This window comes from Glutamicibacter sp. HZAU, from assembly GCF_004100365.1.
In the GTDB taxonomy this organism is placed as follows: Bacteria; Actinomycetota; Actinomycetes; order Actinomycetales; family Micrococcaceae; genus Glutamicibacter; species Glutamicibacter nicotianae.
This window is the reverse complement of record NZ_SCKZ01000007.1, coordinates 1-19,785: the sequence shown is the minus strand read 5'-3', so window position 1 is coordinate 19,785 and position 19,785 is coordinate 1. Positions and strand designations below refer to the sequence as shown.

Genomic DNA, 19,785 nt, shown 5'->3' with positions numbered 1-19,785 from the left:
GAATCCCATATGGAAAAACCATCCTTTCGGAGGGGTTGCTCACAATCACCTGCCACTACGCTTGGTAAATAAGATAGTTCGACCCAGAAGGATGCATGATGAGCGACTACGATCCTAACCAGCCGGGCCAGCCCTACAACCCGAACACTTCGGGCCAGAGTCCATCGCAGAACCCTTACGGCGAAAACCCCTATGGCCAGCAGCCCTCGCCATATGGCCAGAACCCGTACGGCCAGAATCCGAATCCCTACGGGCAGCCGCAGGCTCCAGGCTACGACCAGTATGGCCAGCAGGGAGGCTACGCTGGCGTGCAGCCGCCGACCGAGCGTCCGCGGACCTTGGCTATCGCCTTCGGCTTGATCATGCTCGCCGGCATTTTCAGCGCCCTGGCCAGCTGGTTGATGGCCAGCTCCAACATGATGGCGAACATGATTGGCCAGCAGTGGTCCTTGGTCCAAGAAGAGTTCCAGAAGCAGATGCAGAGCACCCCTGGCATGGAACAGGATCCGATGGTCGAGCAGATGATGGCCAGCCCTGAAGCCTTCATGTCCCAGGTCAATTCCATGATGTCGAGTTTCGTGATTGTCGGCATGATCATCACCTTGGGCCTGTACTTCCTGGTGGGCTTCTTCGTTGGCCGCGGCGTCGGCGCCATGCGCATTATCGCCACGATCCTCGCTGCGATTTCGCTGCTGAACCTGGTGACGACTGTTCCAATGATCAGCATGTTCGCCGACACCCAAGCCGGAATCATCAACGCCGTCTACGTTGTGGGCATCTTGCTGGGCGTCGCCGGCGTGGTCTTCTCCTGGCTGCGCCCGTCTTCGCAATACATTGCGCAGCGCCGCCAGGCCCGCCTCGCGGGCTTCCGCTAAACCCTTGGCCTTGCAGTTCCGCTAGGCCCCGCAAGAACAATCAAGGCGTAGCCGCGTCATCCCATCGGAGGATGATGCGGCTACGCCTTTCTGCTTGCCGGAGTTTCAGCCTTGGACGGCGAGGTAGGCAAGGATCTGCAGTTCGGTGGACAGGTCGACGCGACGCAGATTCATTCCCGCTGGTACGCGCAGAGGCTTCGGCGCGAAGGAGAGCACCGAGCGGACCGATAGCTCGGCCAGTTCGTAGACCAGATCCTGCGCGGCTTCTCCGGGAACAGCCAGGACAGCAATGTTGATTTCCTCGCGTTCCACAACAGCAGCCAAGTCCGCGATGGCTTCCACATGCAGTTCGCCGACTGCGCTGCCCACCAGAGCTGGGTCGACATCCAGGATCGCCTTGACGTTGAAGCCACGGGTCCTGAACCCTGCATAGCCGCTGAGCGCGCGGCCGAGGTTGCCTGCGCCGAGAATGGCCACACGCCAGTCCTGGTTCAAGCCGAGGGTGCGGCTGATATGTTCTGCCAGCTCGCGGACCACATAGCCCACTCCGCGGGTTCCGTAGGATCCCAGCCAGGATAGGTCCTTGCGCAAGATGGAGGGGTTAACGCCGGCTTCCTTGGCCAGCACTCCGGAACTGGTGCGTTCCAGGCCTTGGGCTTCCAGGGCGTTCAGCGCGCGCAGGTATTGGGTCAGTCGAGCCAGCGTGGCCTCAGGCAGGACCCGGGCTTCAAGCTCTGACATCTTCGTTCTCCCGCACTTTTCGGTGCTCTGGACGAGCACAACGCATATTCATGATTTCCGCAGCGGCTAACTGCGCAGCAGCCGTTCGAGACGCTGTGCGTCGATGTGCCAGAAGTCGCGGACTGCTCCGTCGATGAGCAGCACCGGCACTTCTTCGTGGTGCTTTGCCAGCAGTTCAGGGTGCTGGTCGATATCGAGTTCGGAAAACTCCATATTCAGCCGTCCAGTCACCTCGGCCACGGTTGCGCGTGCCGCGTGGCACAGGTGGCAGCCTTCTCGAACCAATAGCTGGATCTGATGCAAAGTACTCACCTGCCTATAATCTCACGAGCCGTAACCACGCTTGAACTTGGCGATGAAATAAACTGGATCAAATGCCTTCCATCGATCCTCACCCCAGCCCGAATTCCGCCCTGGCTCCGGAAACGGTCGCCGCTTTTTTCGATGTCGACAACACGCTTGTGCGCGGCGCCTCGCTGTATCTGCTGGCGCGGAAGCTGCATGAGCGCCGTTTCTTCCAGTTCCGCGAAATCCTCTGGTTCGCGCTCAAGCAGCTGCGCTTCGCCGCCCGAGGCGAGCACCTCGGGGACATCCACCAGATCCGCGACCGTGCGTTGATGATGGTTCGCGGGATTCCGGTGTCCGAGATCGAGAAGATAGGCAACGAGATCTATGACGAATACATCGAACCGAAGCTGTGGTCCGGGACGGTAGCCATTGCCCGCCAGCATCGGACGGTGGGGCGCGAAGTCTGGCTGGTCACCGCCACTCCCCTGGAAGTGGCGAATGTCATCTCGGATCGCCTGGAACTGACCGGCGCATTGGGCACCGTAGTGGCCAGCGAAGACGGTTTCTACACCGGAGCGCTGGCCAGCCCGATCCTGCATGCCGCGGAAAAGGCCCAGGCTGTGCGTTCCTTGGCGAAGGCTCGCGGAATCTCGCTATCGAAGTCCTGGGCTTACTCGGATTCCTACAATGATGTTCCCCTGCTTGAAGCCGTGGGCCATCCGGTGTGCATCAATCCCGATGCACGCCTGCGCGCCTACGCCAAGCGCCGCGGCTGGCAGGTCTATGACTTCCGCACCGGCCAGCGGGCCGCCAAACTGGGCCTGAAGGCCGCTGGCGTCCTCGGCGCGCTCTGGGCTGCCCGGCGTTCGTTCCTGCGCCGTTCCGGCTCTTAGGCGGGCATTGAGCGGTTTCTTGGATAAAGCAATCGCCACCGTTCAGCAGTTTCACTGTGAAGCGGTGGCGATGATTGCCAAGCGGCAAATGCTCAGAAGCAGATTTACTTCTTGTTGCGACGCTGGTGGCGGGTCTTGCGAAGCAATTTGCGGTGCTTCTTCTTCGACATACGCTTGCGGCGCTTCTTGATAACAGAGCCCATAGTGGTTCCTCACAAACTAAATAAATGCGTCAACCCCAAACGCCTGCTTGCGCGCGAGCACAAGGACAAGGTTGACCGGACGTTAAACGTTCCTTAACAGATTACCCGCTTTTCGGCCATGCTCTGACCATCGCGCGGACTATCGACCGTAGGAACCGGTACCGTGCTGCGGATCAATGGCCGCGGCATTCAGATATGATTCCACGGCGTTTTCCGGAACGCGATAGGAGCGACCGAACTGAACAGCTGGCAGATCACCGGCGTGGATCAGCCGATAAACGGTCATTTTGGAAACACGCATCATGTCGGCGACTTCGGCCACAGTCATGAATCGGGCTCCGGCAAAATTCTGTTTATCCGTCATGCGGGATATTCTCCTGACGCTGATCTCTAATTCGTCGCGTTATTTTAGCGAAGATGAACTTACACGACTTTGGATCAACATCGGCGGTTCAGGTTCACGTTCGCTTTGTACTAGTCTAATCGCACTTTTGTAACTTTTGCATCACGAAACACACCGGTGACCGTCTGAATCACATATTTCGATGCCAGAACGAGACAATCCGCGTGGATTCACCGGGGTTCCGATGAATCCGCGCGGATTGCAACAAACTGAATTACTAGATGACGCCCTGTGCGAGCATGGCGTCAGCGACCTTCACGAAGCCTGCGATGTTGGCGCCGGCGACGTAGTTGCCTGGCATGCCGTACTCGTCTGCAGTCGCTGCGCAGCTGTCGTGGATGCCGACCATGATCTCAGTCAGGCGGCGCTCGGTGTGCTCGAAAGTCCATGCATCGCGGCTGGCATTCTGCTGCATCTCCAGGGCCGAGGTGGCAACACCACCAGCGTTGGCAGCCTTGCCCGGGCCGAAGAGCACTCCGGCATCCTGGAAGATCGACGTTGCCTCAGCGGTGGTAGGCATGTTGGCGCCTTCGGCGACGGCAATGGTGCCAGCGGCGACCATCTTCTTCGCAGCCTCGGCACCCAACTCGTTCTGGGTTGCGCAAGGCAGCGCCACGGTGCCTTCAACGTCCCAGACGCTGCCGCCTGCGACGTACTTGACCTTCTTGCTGCCACGGCGTTCGGCGTACTCGGAGATGCGCCCGCGCTCGACTTCCTTGATCTGGCGCAGCAGATCCAGGTCGATGCCACCTTCGTCAACGATGAAGCCGGCCGAATCGGAAGCGGTGACTACCTTGGCTCCCAGTGCCTGCGCCTTCTCGATGGCGTGGATTGCCACGTTGCCCGAACCGGAAACGACCACGCGCTGGCCATCGAAGGTCTGGCCGCGGGTCTTGAGCATTTCTTCGGTGAAGATCACTGCGCCGTAGCCGGTGGCCTCCGGGCGAACCAGGGAACCGCCCCAGCTCAAGCCCTTGCCGGTCAGCACGCCGGACTCGTAGCGGTTGGTGATGCGCTTGTACTGGCCGAAGAGGTAGCCGATTTCGCGGCCACCCACGCCGATATCGCCTGCCGGCACATCCGTGTACTCGCCAATGTGGCGGTAGAGCTCGGTCATGAAGGACTGGCAGAAGCGCATGACTTCGCCATCGGACTTGCCGCGGGGGTCGAAGTCCGAGCCGCCCTTGCCGCCGCCGATTGGCATGCCGGTCAGGGAGTTCTTGAAGATTTGCTCGAAGCCCAGGAACTTGACGATGCCAAGGTAGACCGATGGGTGGAAGCGCAGACCGCCCTTGTATGGGCCTAGTGCCGAGTTGAATTCAACGCGGAAGCCGCGGTTGATCTGCACGCGTCCTTCGTCGTCAACCCATGGCACGCGGAAGATGATCTGGCGTTCAGGTTCGCACAAACGCTGCAGGATTGCGGCTTCAGCGTATTCAGGGTGCTTGACCGATACGGCTTCAAGGCTCTCGAATACTTCTGTGACGGCCTGATGGAATTCTGCTTCGCCGGGATTGCGGCGGAAGACTTCGTCGCGAATCGTCGCTAAGTGCTTGTCCAAGTTCTTCTCCTCATCACTTGGGGCAGGCACAGGCGCACAAGGGGCCTCATAGCCGGCGTCACTGCCCCGCACACGAGAATGCCATGCTGGGCATTCTGAACAAAATTTTCTTGTTATAAAACAGGATTGCGCGCGTAACTTAAAAGATTGACCATTTTGCCCGGTTGCAACGTCGAAGACTGGACAACGCCTAGCGTCGGCGCCCGAACCGAGGAAGTTTCTCGAAGAATTCCTGCGCGCGTCCCGTAACTTGTTCCAAGCCTTGGCCCACGCGGCGGCCGATCTGCTGGGCAGTCGGATTCGATGCCACAGCCAGCTGCCCCTCGGTTCCGGTTTCGGCCGTTGCCGATTCCTGGCCCGCCGCTGGTGCAGGAACCAATTCGGTGCACCAATGCACGAGGTCCTCCAGCGCAGCGGTGTCAATGCTGTAGATGCGCCGCTGCCCGGCAGCGGCCATGCTGACAAGCTCAGCTTCGCGCAATACCTTCAGGTGCTTGGAAACCGTTGGCTGGGAAATCTCCAGTTCCGTGACCAAGGTGCCCACGGCTTTCGGCTCGGTCTTGAGCGCTTCTATGATCCTGCGTCGGGTCGGCTCAGCCAACGCCGAAAATACTTCATCAATTGCCACACTCATAACCCTAACGGCATATGAACGAATGGCAATCGATTTCCTTGTCGAAAAAGCTGTGAAGTCTTGTTGCTGCGCCCAGTGGTCGCATCGACCCGAGGCTAGTCAAACCAGGGATCAAGGCCAAAGAGCGGGAAAACTTCCTTGCGGGTAGCGATGATGGTCCTGTCCACCGGATCGGCCGGATCATAGCCAACTTCCCAATTGCGCCACCACAACTGGGCATCGTCACCCATGAGATAAGGCATGGCACGCCCGTACTTCTCCAGGACATAACGGCGGAAAGTCTCGGGGACATAGGTGCGCAACGGCACCGGCTTGCCGGCAACAATCGCGGTCAGATGCGTCCAGGTACGCGGAACGACGGCAGTGACGTTATACCCCCCGCCTCCGGTAGCCAGCCAACGGCCTTCGCACAGTTCGTCCGCCAGCTGGGAAATATCCAAGGCGGCCTGGCGTTGGGCATCGACCGACAGCTTCAAATTGGTCATGTCGTCATCACGGTGCGCATCGCATCCATGCTGGGAGACAATGATTTCCGGCTTGAAGGCGCGCACCAGCTGGGGAACGATCGCATGGAAAGCACGCATCCACCCGGAGTCCCCGGTCATGGCCGGAAGAGCGACATTGACTGCGCTGCCTTGGGCATCCTTGCCGCCGATTTCATTGGCGAATCCGGTTCCCGGAAAAAGCGACAATCCCGATTCATGGATTGAAATTGTCAGCACACGTTCGTCATCCCAGAAGATCGATTCGGTGCCATCCCCATGATGCGCGTCGACATCGATGTAGACTACGCGCTTCGCGCCGTGTTCCAGCATGCGATGGATCGCGGCGGCAGCGTCGTTGTAGATGCAGAAACCGCTGGCCTTGCTCTTCGCTGCATGGTGCATGCCGCCGGCGAAATTCACTGCACGGACAACATCTTCATCCATGATGGCTTGGGCCGCCATCACCGAGCCTCCCACGATGCGTCCGGCTGCTTCATGCATCCCGGCGAATACCGGGTCGTCTTCAGTGCCCAAGCCGAATTCTTCGGCAACCAGTGCCGGATCCTGGCTGACCCGCCGCACCTGGTCGATATAGGTCTGGTCGTGAACCGTGCCGATAACCGCGTCCTCGGCAACTTCTGGCGCCTGGATCGAGACGTTCTGCGCATCGAAAACATCCAGCTCGTCGCTGAGCCGATAGGTCAGCTCTAGCCGCGAAGGGTGCATCGGATGCCAGTCGCTGAATTTGTACTTCAGATACTGTTCATCCCACATCACCATGGTGGGCCGTGGGGCATGCTGCGGATCTAACACGATTTCAGGCTACCCGATAGTGATCCAACTCATGAATTTATGGCAGAATGCGAGGCTAGTCGGGTCTTCAGGCGGGCAACGCAAGCGTTTAGCGGTGGAAACGCGTAAATTACTAGGAGGACTTCAACTCCGCATGGCAAAGAACTGTTCCCAAGGAAACGGCGAGAAATAAATGAGCACAGCCAGTGCACCGGGACCCAGTGCCCGGGCAGCTGAAATGCGTGAACGGCGACGCAAGAAATGGCTGGCGGTTCGCATCGCAGTCGCCGACTTCACCGTGCGCTCCCCTGCGCGCTTGACTCTTGGCGCTTTCCTCTTGGCCATCACGCTGTTCACTTCCCTGCTGGCCGCACCGTTTTCCTCGGCAACCGGCGAAGCCACCGCGCTGCATGACGCTTTGTTCACGGCCGTGTCGGCCGTGTGCGTTACAGGCCTCACAACCGTCTCCACCGCGGTGCATTGGTCATTTGCCGGCCAGCTGATCATGCTGGTCGCGACGTTCATGGGCGGGTTGGGCATTTTGACCTTGGCCTCCATCATGTCCCTGGCGGTATCGCGCAAGCTGGGCGTGCGAGCCAAGCTGATGGCCCAGAACTCCATGAACAGTTCTGGAGCCTCTGCGCTAGGCGAGGTCAGCTCGCTGCTGCGCATCGTGATTCTCACGGCGATCAGCCTGCAGGCGGTGATCGCGCTGTTCTTGATCCCGCGCTTCTACATACTGGGTGAAAGCGTGCTGTCCTCCATCTGGCACGGAATTTTCTATGCCGTCTCGGCTTTCAACAATGCAGGCTTCACCCCGCACTCCGATGGCTTGGTTCCCTATGAAACCGACCTGTGGATCCTGGGCCCCTTGATGGCCGGCGTTTTCACCGGTTCCTTGGGGTTCCCGGTCATCATGGTGCTCTTGGCGCACAAGTTCAACATCAAGAAATGGAACCTGCATACCAAGCTGACCATGCTCACCACCACGATCCTGCTCTTTGCCGGATCCTTCCTGTGGCTGGTATTCGAATGGGCCAATCCCAAGACCATTGGGGGCCTGTCCTTGAGCGACAAGATCATTCATGGATTCTTCGCCTCCACCATGACCCGTTCCGGTGGATTCAATCTGGTGGACCAGAACGACATCCACCAGGTGACCGTCCTGCTGACCGACGCATTGATGTTTGCCGGTGGCGGTTCAGCTTCCACCGCAGGCGGCATCAAGGTCACCACCATTGCCGTGATGTTCTTGGCCATTCTGGCCGAGGTCCGCGGCGATACGGATGCGAAGGCCTTCGGCCGGCAGATTCCGCAGGGCACCATGCGCGTGGCCATCTCAGTGGTCACCATGGGCGCTTCGCTGGTGATGGTCGCTACCGGAGCGCTGGTGACCATTGACGAATCGGTGGGCTTCTCGCGTGCCCTGTTCGAGTCGATCTCGGCCTTTGCTACCGTGGGGCTGAGCACCGGCGTATCGCAAGAGCTGCCGCCGGCTGGCAAATACGTGCTCAGTGCGTTGATGTTTGCCGGACGCATCGGCAGCATTACACTCGCCAGCGCATTGACCATGCGCCACCGCAACACGTTGTTCAGACTTCCAGAAGAAAGGCCGCTCATTGGCTGACAAGAACATGGACCACAATGCCCCGGTACTGGTGATCGGCTTGGGCCGCTTCGGTGCCTCTGTCGCCGAGACGCTGGTCAAGCAGGGCCGCGAAGTGCTGGCCATCGAGCGCAACCCGGAGCTCGTCCAGCAGTGGGCCAGCACCCTGACCCACGTTGTCGCGGCCGACGCAACAAACATCGATGCGTTGCGCCAGCTCGGCGCCCAGGAATTCTCCTCTGCTGTCGTTGGCGTCGGCACTTCCATCGAATCTTCGGTGCTGATCACCGTCAACCTGGTGGATCTGGGCATCGAGCACCTGTGGGTCAAGGCGATCACTCCGTCCCATGGCAAGATCCTTACGCGCATCGGCGCCAACCATGTCATCTATCCGGAAGCCGATGCCGGGGTGCGTGCCGCGCACCTGGTCGGCGGTCGCATGCTCGACTTCATCGAATTCGATGACGGCTTCGCCATCGTGAAGATGTACCCGCCCAAGGAGACCCAGGGCTTCACCTTGGCCCAGTCCCAGGTCCGCTCCAAGTACGGGGTGACCATTGTCGGAGTGAAGTCCCCTGGTGAGGATTTCACTTACGCCATCCCCGATACCATGGTGACGCGTCGAGATGTCCTGATCGTCTCGGGGCACGTGGATCTGCTGGAGCGTTTCGCGGCACGCCCCTAGGGTCAAGGGATTCGAAAACGGCGGTGGCCGGCAACCATTTGGTTGCCGGCCACCGCCGTTTCACGTGTTGGCATCTAGCCGAGCTCGTCGCTCAATTGGGCCGCACGGGCCGCTGCCGCTTGGGTTCCGGCAGCAATGATCTTTGGAATGCCGTGCTCATCGAAGGTGGCGATGGCCTGCTCGGTGGTGCCCTTCGGACTGGTCACTGCCTTGCGCAGGGCCGCCGGATCCGCATCAGGGTCCGAGAGCATCTTGCCTGCACCAGCCACGGTGGCACGGGCCAGCGCGATGGACAGCTTCTCGTCCAAGCCCATGGCCACACCGGCGTTGGCCATGGCTTCAGCCAGGTAGAAGGCATAGGCAGGACCCGAACCGGAAATTGCCGAGAGCGCGTTTTGCTGATCCTCGCCGATGACGTGCACATCGCCGGAACCGGAGAGCAGGTCGGTGACCAGCTGGGTCTGCTCTTCGCTGACGCTTTCAGCCGGGCTGATGCCCACAACGCCTGCACCGACCATCAACGGGGTGTTCGGCATGGAGCGAATCACCGGCTGGCCCTGCGGCAGATGTGCCTGCATGCTGCTCAGGGTGATTGCGGCGGCCACGGAAACAACGACCTTCTGCGCGTCCAGGGATCCGGAAATCTCTTCGCACAGGTCGGTGATGCCGACCGGCTTCACTCCCAGGAAGATGATGTCTGCACTGGCCGCGGCCTTGCGGTTGGATTCTGGGTCGTCCTCGCTGACCAGGACGTTGATGCCCAGGTCACGCAGTTCCGCAGCGCGCTTGCCGCTGCGGACGGTGGCGGTGATGAGCTTCGGATCATGGCCAGATCCGATGATGCCACGCAGGATGGCGCCGTTCATGGAGCCAGCACCGAGGAAGGACAGGGACAGATTCTTTGTTGCTTCACTCATATGGCTATTGTGTCATTGGCTTGGGGTCACTGCCGACTGTTAAGTGCTGGCGGGCAAATTCTAGGGTCTTTCCCAACCATTCTTCCTTTTGCCCCGCATTGCGCGCCTTGCGGGTGGACACCTCGACGGCTATGGTTCCGCCCCAATTGGCATCGCGCAGGTATTGCAGAGTTTCGGCCACCGGTTGGGTTCCCAGGCCTGGCACCAGGTGCTCGTCCTTGCCGTTGTCCAGGCCATCGCACAGGTGCACGTGCGCCAGCCGCTGGCCCAGATCCTCGACTGCTTGGCGTGAATCCATATTGGCGATGGCGGCATGAGAGAAATCCCAGGTTACATTCTGGTAGTGCTGCGGGACGGGGTTCCAGTGCGGAAGATACATCTTAGCTTCTCGGCCCCGGGCACGCCACGGATACATGTTCTCCACGGCGATCTTCATCCCAGTGGTGTCAGTAAGCCGCTGCACGCCTTCGGCAAATTCCTCGGCGTAGGAACCTTGCCACCTGAAAGGCGGGTGGGCGACAACCACGCTGGCGCCGACGGCCTGAGCCAGGATGACCGAGCGTTCAATCTTTGCCCAGGCAGAGCCCCACACCTGCTGGGTGAGCAGCAATGTCGGAGCATGAATGGCCAGGATCGGCAGTTGGTACTTGTCCATCAAGGCTTTGAGCGCGGTGGCAGATTGGCTGGCCGCATTGCCGGTAATCAGCACTTCCAGCCCGTCGTATCCCACGTCTTTGGCCATAGCGAAGGCATCATGGACGGTCAGCGGATAAACTGACGCGCTAGAGAGGGTGACTGGCACCTTCATTGTGCTCTTCTGGTCTTCCATGCCTTGCCTCCTGTTACCGTGCCCACTTTGCAGGCACCGTTTAGCCAAGAAGGTTAGCTGCTGGGTTTGGCGAGAAACTTGTACTTCTCGTTGTCCAGCGCTACTTCCCCAACTCCCACGCTACTACTGAGCGGTGTCGCAGAGTCAAACATCACGTGATCAAATCGTCTCAGCATCAAGCCTTCACGGATAGCCCAAGGGCAAATTCGCACAGATTTCAGCTTCAGGGCACTCATCGCCTCGTGGGCTACGATCGCGCCAGCGAGCAATTGCGGGGCGCGGATCTCTGAAACGCCGGGCAATTCTGCACGTTCTGCCCAGCTCATCGCCGTCAAGCGGTTGGTCCATAATTTCAGTGCATCCCGATGGAGCACACGCTTGACGTAAGGACCCTCCGTGCTCGGCGCGGCGCCGGTGATGCGCGCCAGGGAACGGAAAGTCTTGGAAGTCGCGGTGGCCAAGGTGGGCTTGCCGTACTGGCGCAGTTCAGTGGTCGGGTCGGCGAGGACATCGCGAACGTATGTACGCAGTTCCTTGACTTCCTTCATCGACGGCAGATCGTTGGGAAGCCATTCGCGGGTCAGCCTGCCGGCGCCCAGTGGCACGGAGAATGCGGTTTGGGGGAACTCGTCAACCCCCAGGGCCAGTTCCAGCGAGCCACCGCCCATGTCCAGGTTCAAGATGGATTCAGATGACCAGCCGAACCAACGGCGTACCGAGTAGAAGGTCATGCCGGCTTCTTCCTCGCCGGTCAGTTCCATCAGGCTCACGCCCGTCTCGGCTTCGACGCGTTCCAGCACGACAGCGCCGTTGGAGGATTCGCGGATCGCCGAGGTGCAGAAAGCCATGAAGTCCTCGACCTGGTGGTTTTCGGCAAACTGCGCAGCTTCCTTGATGAAGGAGATCAGCTCGAGCTGGCCTTCCTCGGTTATGGCGCCATACTCATTGAGGTAGCGCACCAGGGACAGGGGTCGCTTGTGCGAGGCATAGGGAACCGGGCGTGCGCCCGGATATGCGTCGACGAGCAAGAGGTGAACGGTATTCGAACCGATATCCAATACACCGAGTCTCATGGTGCGCTCCTCGTTAGGCCTGGCAAGAAAGACTAGTCAGTCTTTTTTGCGGTGGTCTTCTTGGCCGTTGCCTTCTTCGCCGGGGCCTTCTTGGCTGCCGGCTTCTTGGCCGGCGCCTTCTTTGCCGTGCGCTTCACCGGTCCGCGGGCACGCTTGTCCGCCAGCAGTTCAATAGCCTGCTCGCGGGTCAGCTCCTCCAGCGAGGTTCCGCGCGGCACGGTGATGTTCGTGACGCCGTCGGTGATGTACGGGCCGAAGCGGCCGTCCTTGACCACGATGTTCTTCTCGCTGGTCGGGTCGACGCCGAACTCGGCCAATGGCGGCACCGCGGCACGCCGGCCGCGTTGCTTCGGCTGCGCGTAGATCGCCAGCGCTTCGTCCAAGGTGATCGTGAAGATCTGCTCCTCGCTCTCGATGGAGCGCGAATCGCTGCCCTTCTTCAGGTACGGGCCGAAGCGGCCGTTCTGCACGGTGATCTCTTCGCCTTCGGCGTCAGCACCCAGCACACGTGGCAGGCTCATCAGCTTCAGGGCTTCTTCCAGGGTCACCGATTCCACGGTCATTGACTTGAACAGCGACGCGGTGCGCGGCTTGACCTTGGTTGGCTTCTTCGGCGGCTTGGGCTTGCCATTCTTGTAGTACTCGACCGGCAGCGCCGCCAACTCCTCTGCGGTTGGCTCCGGGATGATCTCCGTGACGTAGGCGCCGTAGCGGCCATCCTTGGCCACAATCCTGCGACCGGTTTCCGGATCATTGCCCAGATCCTTTTCCGATACCTGCGAATTGGCGAAGAGCTCCTCGGCCTTTTCGGCAGTCAGCTCATCCGGCGCCAGGTCCTCAGGCACGTTGGCGCGCTGCGGCTCGGTGCCTTCCTCGGCACCTTCCGGGATGGCGCGCTCCAGATACGGGCCGAACTTGCCCACACGCAAGGTGATGTCGTCGGTGACCTTGATCGAGTTGATCGCCCGGGCGTCGATATCGCCCAGGTTGTCGACCACATGCTTCAGGCCCTCGGTCTCGGCATCAGCGCCCTTGCCGAAGTAGAACAGGTTCAGCCAGTCCGTGCGGGCACGCTGGCCGTTGGCGATCTCATCGAGATCATCTTCCAGCCGGGCGGTGAAATCGTAGTCCACGTACTTCGCGAAGTGCTCTTCGAGCAGGCGGATCACCGAGAACGCGATCCAGCTCGGCACCAAGGCGCCGCCACGCTTGGTGACGTAGCCGCGGTCCATGATGGTGGAGATGGTTGGCGCATAGGTCGACGGGCGGCCGATCTCGCGCTTTTCCAGCTCAGCCACGATCGACGCTTCGGTGTAACGAGCTGGAGGTGTGGTCTCGTGGCCCAGGGCGGTCAGCTCGTCGCCAGCCAGCTGCTGGCCCACGGCCAGCTGCGGCAGGCGCGCTTCGGCATTCTCTGCCGCGGCTTCCACAGCCTGCTCGTCCTTGCCTTCCTCGTAGGCGGAAAGGAAACCGCGGAAGGTGATGACGGTGCCGGATGCCGAGAACTCGGCCACCCGCTGATCGCTGGCGGTGCCCTGCAGCTTGATGGTGGCGGTGAAGCCCTTGGCATCGGCCATCTGCGAGGCGACGGTGCGCTTCCAGATCAGCTCGTAGAGCGCGTATTCGTCCTTGGACAGTGAGGAGCGCACGTCCTTCGGGCGGCGGAACATGTCGCCGGCTGGGCGGATCGCTTCGTGGGCTTCCTGCGCCGCATCGCTCTTCGCCTTGTAGACGCGCGGCTTGGCTGGAACGGAATCTGCTCCGTACAGCTCGGTGGCCTGCTTGCGCGCGGCAGTCACAGCCTCGCCCGAGAGGAAGACCGAGTCGGTACGCATATAGGTGATGTAGCCGTTTTCATACAGGCGCTGTGCGATCTGCATGGTGATCTTGGAACTCCAGCGCAGCTTGCGGGATGCTTCCTGCTGCAGCGTGGAGGTGGTGAACGGCGCTGCCGGACGACGGGTGTACGGCTTGTCCTCGACAGAGGTCACCTCGAAGTCGGTCTTCGACAGGTTGGCCACCAGCGACTGGGCCGATTCCTGGTCAAGGTGAGCCAGCTTGTTGCGGGTGGTCTTTAGCTGGCCGCGGTCATCGAAATCGCGGCCGGAGGCGACACGGGCGCCGTCTACTGCCGACAGCTTTGCCGCAAAAGCTTCGCCGTCAGTGGTAGCGAAGTTGCCCTTCACGTCCCAGTATCCGGCGGGGATGAAGGCCATGCGTTCGCGTTCGCGCTCAACGACCAGACGGGTTGCCACGGACTGCACACGGCCTGCGGACAGGCCTCGGGCCACCTTGCGCCAGAGCACCGGCGAAATTTCGTAACCGTAGAGGCGGTCCAGGACACGGCGGGTTTCCTGGGCGTCGACGAGGTCGGTATCCAGTTCGCGCATGTTCTCCAGTGCGCGGGCGATGCCTTCCTTGGTGATTTCGGTAAAGGCCAGGCGGCGTACCGGAACCTTTGGCTTCAGGACCTGCAACAGGTGCCACGCGATGGCTTCGCCCTCGCGGTCCGCATCGGTTGCGAGGTAGAGTTCGTCAGCTTCCTTGAGCTTCGCTTTCAGTTCGGAAACGCGCTTCTTCTTGTCCGGGTAGACCATGTAGTACGGCTCGAAGTCGTTGTCCAGGTCGACAGCGAACTTGCCTACCGAGGTTTTCTTCAGCTCGGTTGGCAGTTCCGAGGGCTGCGGAAGGTCGCGGATATGGCCCACAGAGGCATCCACGTCAAAGCCTTCGCCCAAATACTTGGCGATCGACTTCACCTTGGCAGGAGACTCCACGATTACGAGTTTCTTACCAGTCTTTTCCTTGGCCTTGGGGGGCACAGCACTCCTTTAGACAACACGGACCTTCGGCGCCCATTCCGGGGCATTGCTCGATCCGCCATCGCGGCTTCGTTCTTCATGCCTACTCTATAAGCACATTTCTCGATGATCTTACACCGAAGGATCTGCGCTCCCTGAGCCGGGCATGCTTATGATGTCGCCTCCCCCATGCTCTGGTATTCGGGAAGCAATGAGATTAAGTAGAACATACGCCGCGAGTCAATACTGCGTTCCTCGGCTGTTGCCTGCGCCTCGTATTCGTACACGAGATCCAGCATCCGGCGGTTGAACTCGCGCTGTTTGGCCTCCGAGAGGAATACCAAACCGCTAGTCAGCATCGGCGGGCGGTCAGGCTCCGGAGCGATTCCGGCCTTCGCTTCTGCTTCGCGGCGCTGGACTTCGGCATTAAGCCGCGTGCGGAATGCGTTCAACTGCACGTTCAAGTACGCGGTCTTGGCGTTGGCCGAGTCGATCTGCGTGTTCAGCTCAAGCCGTTCACCGGCCGCACGCCAGCGGCGCTCGCGGGCGTCTCCCTCGCTGGCTGCACGTATCACGTATCCGTACTTCTCCAGCGCCCGAAGGTGATAGCTCATTGCGCTGGGGGTCAACGCGCACAGCGATGCAAGTTCCGTAGCGGTGCGAGTGGTCTGCGAAGCAAAGAGCTCATCCAGGACGATCAGTCGAGCGTCGTGCGCCAACGCTCGAATCGCTTGGGGGTCAGTGATCGAGACAACTTGTGGTATTTTCGCCGCATCTTGCGAGGCGGCTCCACCTTGTTCCTCAATTGTGTTCCGTGTCATAGGGAAAAACTTTAGCGCTTGTTTCACATTTTCTGAAGCAGGCCATGTCGCAAGAGCCGCTTCACTGCTTCATAAAGCACATCGGAGAAGTCTTCCTGCCCCTCGCCTATCAGCGGTTCCAGCGCGTTGACTAGTTGCGATACAGATAAATCGCCATCGCAGGCGGAAACAAATCCAGCCTGCGCAGTATCAAGCAATTCAGTTCGGCGCAGGCCAGCCCCCTGGCGCAGCAAGATCACGCCCGGGTGCTCTGCTCCCGGACGCTGGTGGCGTTCCTCGGTGACATCCTCAGGCACCAGCAGGTGCCAATCCTTGAACCCTTCGCCGGCCGCTGCCAGCTGGTCAGCCATCGCGATATCCCGCTGCAATGTCGGGGCCAGCGGCTGTTCCACCTGATGCGAGATCTGCTCGTAGCGTTGCAGGACAGGGCGGCCTGCAACCGGGCGGCGGAAGTACACCAAGCCGAAGCCGATGGCCCCCACGCCGCGGGACTCGAAGTCATCGAGGTACGCGTTGTAGGCGGAGACATACGAGCTGCTGTCTTCGGTCTGCGAAGAGTCGCGCAACCAGGTTTCGGCGTAGCCGCTTGGGGTCGTCTGCTCGCGCTCAATCACCCACACGTCCAGCTTGTCGCCGAACCACTGGCGCACCCGGGCATCCCATGTTTGGTTCGATTCATCGTCTAGAAGAGGAATCTCCCAGTTTGAAAGCATTTGCATGGAACCACCCGGCTCCAAGAATTCGGGAGCCTGCTCGATCAGGGTGCTCACCAAGGTGTCGCCAGCCATTCCCCCATCACGGTAGGTGAAACGGTCCTTGGCCCGTTCGTTGCTGCTTCGCGGAGTGATCACGAACGGCGGATTGCTTGCGATCAAGTTGAACGCGGATCCGGCCACCGGCTCGAACAGGCTTCCCTGGAGCAAGGTGACCCGGGAATCCAGATTCCCCGGATCCAGCGCCAAGGCCTCGTGGTTGAGCATCAAGTTGAACCGGGTAAATCCCAAGGCGCGGGCCGACAGATCGGTGGCGGTGACGTGTTCCGCATGCGAGAGCAGATGGAAGAGCTGGATACCGCAGCCGGTGCCCAAGTCCAGGGCGCGCTCGACCTTTTCGCGGATGGTGATCTGCGCCAGGGTCAGCGAAGCCTGGCCAATGCCGAGCACATGGTCCGTGCGCAGCACGCCGGGTCGCTGGTGTGCGCCCAAGTCGTGGGCCACCCACAATTCGCCATCGGCATCAGATGAATGCAGTGCCAATGCGATCTTGGCACGGTAACCGCTGGCCCAGGACTCGACCAGCCCCAGCTTGAGCAGGCCGTCGGTCTTCAGCGTCGGGAAGGCGGCATTGATAGCAGCCTCTTCCTGGGTCTGGCCCAATTGGAAGAGGCGAACTACGCAAGCCAGAGAGGTATCCTCCCCGCGCCGATCCAGATTGCGCAATGCCGGGTGCAGCTGGTCGCGCGCAAATGCCGCGGCAGCTTCCTCGCCCAGCAGCCCCTCGACATTTTCATAGTTGTACCCGACATCAGTCAGGTCTTTGGCCAGCGAGTCGATGAGCAGTTGATTATGGCTCTGCGGAGCGTCATCAATGGAAGAAAATTCAGCAGCATTCACATCGCCAAGTCTACCGAGTAACGCAACCGGCGGGAGCTAGGCTAGTCAACTTGGCCCGACCTATGATGTGGGCATGACCCAAGTAACCGTGACCTATCTGCAACAGCTCAATCCTGCAGAGGTCAATTCTTCGTCCAAATCCCTGCCCGAGGATGCCCGGATTGAACTGGCCGAGGAGATCACCCCGGAATTTTCGCGGTTCCTCTACCAAAGCGTCGGAAGCGAGTTGAACTGGGCTGATCGCCTGGATTCCACCCGCGAACAGTGGGACGAAGTGCTCCGGCGTCCCGGCTCTGAAACGTGGGTGCTCTACCAACAGGGTGCGCCCAAGGGGTACGTGGAGCTCGTCACGGAAGTCGTGGAAGCCGGCAGCGAAGTCGAGATCTTCTACTTCGGGCTCTTTCCTGAAGCTACCGGTCGCGGCCTCGGCGGAGTGCTGCTCAGCGAAGCGCTGCGACAGGCTTGGACCCTGGGCTCACGCTGGACGCAGCTGCCTGCGGTCAGCCGGGTGTGGTTGCATACGTGCTCATTGGACGGCCCGGCGGCGCTGCCGAATTACCAAGCACGCGGGCTGAAGGTTTACCGGACCGAGGTGGAAGAGACCGATGTCAAGGACGCCTCGACTGGCTTGTGGCCGGCGGCGGCAAGATAGGACTGCGGCCCGGACTTCGAAAGTCCGGGCCGCAGTTGGTCCATGCGGTGATCAGGCGTCCACGGTGCTGCACTCTGGGCAGCGGCGCAGTTCTTCATCCTTCGCGCAGTCCTCGCAGAACAGGCGCAGATTGCGGCAGGAAGGGTTCGAGCAGTTCTCGAACTTGTTCGTCGGGCCTTGGCAGCCCACGCATTCGCCGATGGTCACCGCGTCTTCGGTGAATTCGGTGTGCATGCGCTTGTCGAAGACGTACAGCGAACCTTCCCAGAGGCCTGCATCGCCGTACTTCTCTCCATAGCGGACGATGCCGCCCTGCATCTGGTACACCTCTTGGAAACCGCGCTTGACCATCAAGGCCGAGAGCACCTCGCAGCGGATGCCGCCGGTGCAGTAGGTGACCACCGGCTGGTCCTTCAGGTGGTCGTACTTGCCCGAATCCAGTTCTGCAACGAAGTCACGGGTGGTCTCCACGTCAGGAACAATGGCGTCCTTGAACTTGCCGATCTGCGCTTCGAAGGCGTTGCGGCCATCGAAGAAGTGCACCTTCTCGCCGGCCTGCTTCTTGCTGTCAACCAGTTCGTGCAGCTCTTCGGGGCGCAGGTGGGTGCCGCCACCAACCACGCCATTCTCGTCGACTTCGAGTTCGCCAGGGGCGCCGAAGGTGACGATCTCGTCGCGAACCTTGACGGAGATACGCGGGAAGTCCTCAGCCGAGCCTTCAGACCACTTGATATCCATCTTCTTGAATGCGGGAAGTTCCCGGGTGGCCTTGACGTAGGCCTTGACTGCGGAGATCTCGCCACCCACGGTGCCGTTGATGCCGTCTTTGGAGATGATGATGCGTCCGCGCAGGCCCCAGCGCTCCAGCAGAGAGCGCTGCCAAAGGCGGATTGCCTCCGGATCTGGGAGCGGAGTAAATGCGTAATACAGAACTATGCGATGAATGGCCACCCTACAATGTTAGTAGCTTCGGGCCGCGAAACGCCGAGGAAAAGAGCAATGTCACATTGATCTTTCCCGGGAATATCGGGCTCTCGGCCAGTGCGATAGTTTCAAGTAGGCAACGATTAGTTCAATGTCAGCTAATTCCTAGGAAAGACAAGGTAGGGTCAAATTATGGCATCAAACGCAAGCGATGAACTGATTGGCACCTGGGTAGCAGGCTGGGCTGGGGCTCGTGGTTATGAAACTCGTAACGAAGGACGAGTCCACGCTGCGCTGCGCCACGACACCACAGAAGACTGGGAATACGTCATCTATGGCCCTTCCAAAGAGGAACTCGCCGCAGTCGCCGAGACCTTGGCGAAGCACCCAAACCGCCGCCTGACGGCATTCGACGACTCCGCCGAGAATCTGGTCGCAATGGCGACCGAAGTTGGGCTGCAGGTCACCGCCGACGACGAAGCGCTGATGGTCACAGAATTAGCCGTGCACGACGTCGAGGTCCCGCTGCCTGCAGACGGCTTCGTTTTCCAGATTGAACGCGATGGCACGCATGCCTATGTGTCGCTGCATCCTGAAGACAACCAGGAAGTAGTTGCCGCCTCCGGCCACGTATCGGCAGTCGACGGATATGCGATCTTCGACCGCATCATCACCGGCGCCGATTTCCGCCGCAAGGGACTAGGCACATTGATCATGCGTGCGCTGGCGTCGCTGGCCCAGGAACACGACGTGGATGAAGGCCTGCTCATCGCTTCGGTCGATGGCCAGCAGCTTTATGCTTCACTTGGCTGGACTTCGCTGGGCAAGGTTGTCATGTTCAAGGCCTAGATGTGATGTCCAGGGACGTTGTTGAATCGGTCGAAGGGTACGCCGCCAATCGCAGAGTGGTGTCGGTGGTGGTTGTAGAAGTGGAGCCAGCCGGGCAGCGCCAGGCGTCGTTCGGCCTCTGAACCGTAAAACCTGGCATA

General features: G+C 60.3%; 20 protein-coding genes. 6 read left to right on the top strand and 14 right to left on the bottom strand.

From position 1 onward, the window contains the following. The first annotated feature begins 98 nt into the window (after nucleotides 1-98). Nucleotides 99-875, top strand: a complete 777-nt coding sequence (locus EKH49_RS12030) for a hypothetical protein (protein WP_128471045.1) — start codon at nucleotides 99-101, stop codon at nucleotides 873-875. Nucleotides 876-980: 105 nt separating this feature from the next. Here the strand turns inward: EKH49_RS12030 and EKH49_RS12025 are convergent, their stop codons facing one another. Further along, nucleotides 981-1,655 (bottom strand): redox-sensing transcriptional repressor Rex, encoded by a 675-nt coding sequence (locus EKH49_RS12025; RefSeq protein WP_255209569.1) that lies wholly within the window; start codon nucleotides 1,653-1,655, stop codon nucleotides 981-983. Nucleotides 1,656-1,682: 27 nt separating this feature from the next. Then, on the bottom strand, nucleotides 1,683-1,928 hold the full coding sequence (locus EKH49_RS12020; RefSeq protein WP_307723203.1) for a glutaredoxin family protein: 246 nt from the start codon (nucleotides 1,926-1,928) through the stop codon (nucleotides 1,683-1,685). A 62-nt stretch (nucleotides 1,929-1,990) separates the two neighbouring features. Between EKH49_RS12020 and EKH49_RS12015 the strand changes: the two genes are divergently transcribed. Then, complete coding sequence (locus tag EKH49_RS12015) at nucleotides 1,991-2,797, top strand: HAD family hydrolase (protein WP_128471044.1); 807 nt, start codon at nucleotides 1,991-1,993, stop codon at nucleotides 2,795-2,797. A gap of 104 nt (nucleotides 2,798-2,901) precedes the next feature. On the opposite strand, the gene EKH49_RS12010 is transcribed toward EKH49_RS12015, so the two are convergent. The 5 genes from EKH49_RS12010 to EKH49_RS11990 all read right to left on the bottom strand — a co-directional run bounded on the left by EKH49_RS12010 (nucleotide 2,902) and on the right by EKH49_RS11990 (nucleotide 6,863). Next, the gene (locus EKH49_RS12010) at nucleotides 2,902-3,000 is read right to left on the bottom strand and encodes a 30S ribosomal protein bS22 (protein ID WP_005504750.1); all 99 of its coding nucleotides are present in this window, start codon (nucleotides 2,998-3,000) and stop codon (nucleotides 2,902-2,904) included. A 139-nt stretch (nucleotides 3,001-3,139) separates the two neighbouring features. Further along, nucleotides 3,140-3,364 (bottom strand): helix-turn-helix domain-containing protein, encoded by a 225-nt coding sequence (locus EKH49_RS12005; protein ID WP_013349804.1) that lies wholly within the window; start codon nucleotides 3,362-3,364, stop codon nucleotides 3,140-3,142. A gap of 256 nt (nucleotides 3,365-3,620) precedes the next feature. Beyond that, the gene (gdhA, locus tag EKH49_RS12000; RefSeq protein ID WP_038992317.1) at nucleotides 3,621-4,964 is read right to left on the bottom strand and encodes an NADP-specific glutamate dehydrogenase; all 1,344 of its coding nucleotides are present in this window, start codon (nucleotides 4,962-4,964) and stop codon (nucleotides 3,621-3,623) included. 190 nt (nucleotides 4,965-5,154) lie between these two features. After that, a complete protein-coding gene (locus EKH49_RS11995; protein WP_128471043.1) occupies nucleotides 5,155-5,592 on the bottom strand; it encodes an ArsR/SmtB family transcription factor in 438 nt (145 codons plus the stop codon). A 101-nt stretch (nucleotides 5,593-5,693) separates the two neighbouring features. Next, nucleotides 5,694-6,863 carry an acetoin utilization protein AcuC gene (locus EKH49_RS11990; protein ID WP_128471165.1) on the bottom strand — a complete coding sequence of 390 codons (1,170 nt, stop codon included), beginning with the start codon at nucleotides 6,861-6,863 and terminating at the stop codon, nucleotides 5,694-5,696. A 205-nt stretch (nucleotides 6,864-7,068) separates the two neighbouring features. On the opposite strand from EKH49_RS11990, the gene EKH49_RS11985 reads away from it, so the two are divergent. Together EKH49_RS11985 and EKH49_RS11980 are read left to right on the top strand one after the other, a co-directional pair. After that, nucleotides 7,069-8,502: a TrkH family potassium uptake protein gene (locus EKH49_RS11985; protein ID WP_128471042.1), complete on the top strand. Its 1,434-nt coding sequence runs from the start codon at nucleotides 7,069-7,071 to the stop codon at nucleotides 8,500-8,502. Between the two features lie 7 nt (nucleotides 8,503-8,509). Continuing rightward, the gene (locus EKH49_RS11980; RefSeq protein ID WP_128471164.1) at nucleotides 8,510-9,166 is read left to right on the top strand and encodes a potassium channel family protein; all 657 of its coding nucleotides are present in this window, start codon (nucleotides 8,510-8,512) and stop codon (nucleotides 9,164-9,166) included. A gap of 74 nt (nucleotides 9,167-9,240) precedes the next feature. Here EKH49_RS11980 and proC read toward each other — a convergent pair whose 3' ends face one another. From proC to EKH49_RS11950, 6 genes are all read right to left on the bottom strand, one after another. Further along, nucleotides 9,241-10,083 carry a pyrroline-5-carboxylate reductase gene (gene proC / locus EKH49_RS11975; RefSeq protein WP_128471041.1) on the bottom strand — a complete coding sequence of 281 codons (843 nt, stop codon included), beginning with the start codon at nucleotides 10,081-10,083 and terminating at the stop codon, nucleotides 9,241-9,243. A gap of 4 nt (nucleotides 10,084-10,087) precedes the next feature. Continuing rightward, nucleotides 10,088-10,912, bottom strand: coding sequence for a sugar phosphate isomerase/epimerase family protein (locus tag EKH49_RS11970; RefSeq protein ID WP_128471040.1), 825 nt, complete (start codon nucleotides 10,910-10,912; stop codon nucleotides 10,088-10,090). Nucleotides 10,913-10,965: 53 nt separating this feature from the next. After that, the gene (locus EKH49_RS11965; RefSeq protein WP_128471039.1) at nucleotides 10,966-11,985 is read right to left on the bottom strand and encodes a Ppx/GppA phosphatase family protein; all 1,020 of its coding nucleotides are present in this window, start codon (nucleotides 11,983-11,985) and stop codon (nucleotides 10,966-10,968) included. A 32-nt stretch (nucleotides 11,986-12,017) separates the two neighbouring features. Continuing rightward, nucleotides 12,018-14,807: a type I DNA topoisomerase gene (gene topA / locus EKH49_RS11960; RefSeq protein ID WP_128471038.1), complete on the bottom strand. Its 2,790-nt coding sequence runs from the start codon at nucleotides 14,805-14,807 to the stop codon at nucleotides 12,018-12,020. A gap of 149 nt (nucleotides 14,808-14,956) precedes the next feature. Next, complete coding sequence (locus EKH49_RS11955; protein WP_038991753.1) at nucleotides 14,957-15,607, bottom strand: ArsR/SmtB family transcription factor; 651 nt, start codon at nucleotides 15,605-15,607, stop codon at nucleotides 14,957-14,959. 23 nt (nucleotides 15,608-15,630) lie between these two features. After that, a complete protein-coding gene (locus tag EKH49_RS11950; protein ID WP_128471037.1) occupies nucleotides 15,631-17,220 on the bottom strand; it encodes a DUF7059 domain-containing protein in 1,590 nt (529 codons plus the stop codon). A 73-nt stretch (nucleotides 17,221-17,293) separates the two neighbouring features. On the opposite strand from EKH49_RS11950, the gene EKH49_RS11945 reads away from it, so the two are divergent. After that, nucleotides 17,294-17,872, top strand: a complete 579-nt coding sequence (locus tag EKH49_RS11945) for a GNAT family N-acetyltransferase (protein ID WP_128471036.1) — start codon at nucleotides 17,294-17,296, stop codon at nucleotides 17,870-17,872. Between the two features lie 51 nt (nucleotides 17,873-17,923). Here EKH49_RS11945 and trhO read toward each other — a convergent pair whose 3' ends face one another. Then, the gene (gene trhO, locus EKH49_RS11940; protein WP_128471035.1) at nucleotides 17,924-18,823 is read right to left on the bottom strand and encodes an oxygen-dependent tRNA uridine(34) hydroxylase TrhO; all 900 of its coding nucleotides are present in this window, start codon (nucleotides 18,821-18,823) and stop codon (nucleotides 17,924-17,926) included. Between the two features lie 165 nt (nucleotides 18,824-18,988). Between trhO and EKH49_RS11935 the strand changes: the two genes are divergently transcribed. Further along, nucleotides 18,989-19,645, top strand: coding sequence for a GNAT family N-acetyltransferase (locus EKH49_RS11935; RefSeq protein ID WP_128471034.1), 657 nt, complete (start codon nucleotides 18,989-18,991; stop codon nucleotides 19,643-19,645). The last annotated feature ends 140 nt before the right edge of the window (nucleotides 19,646-19,785 follow it).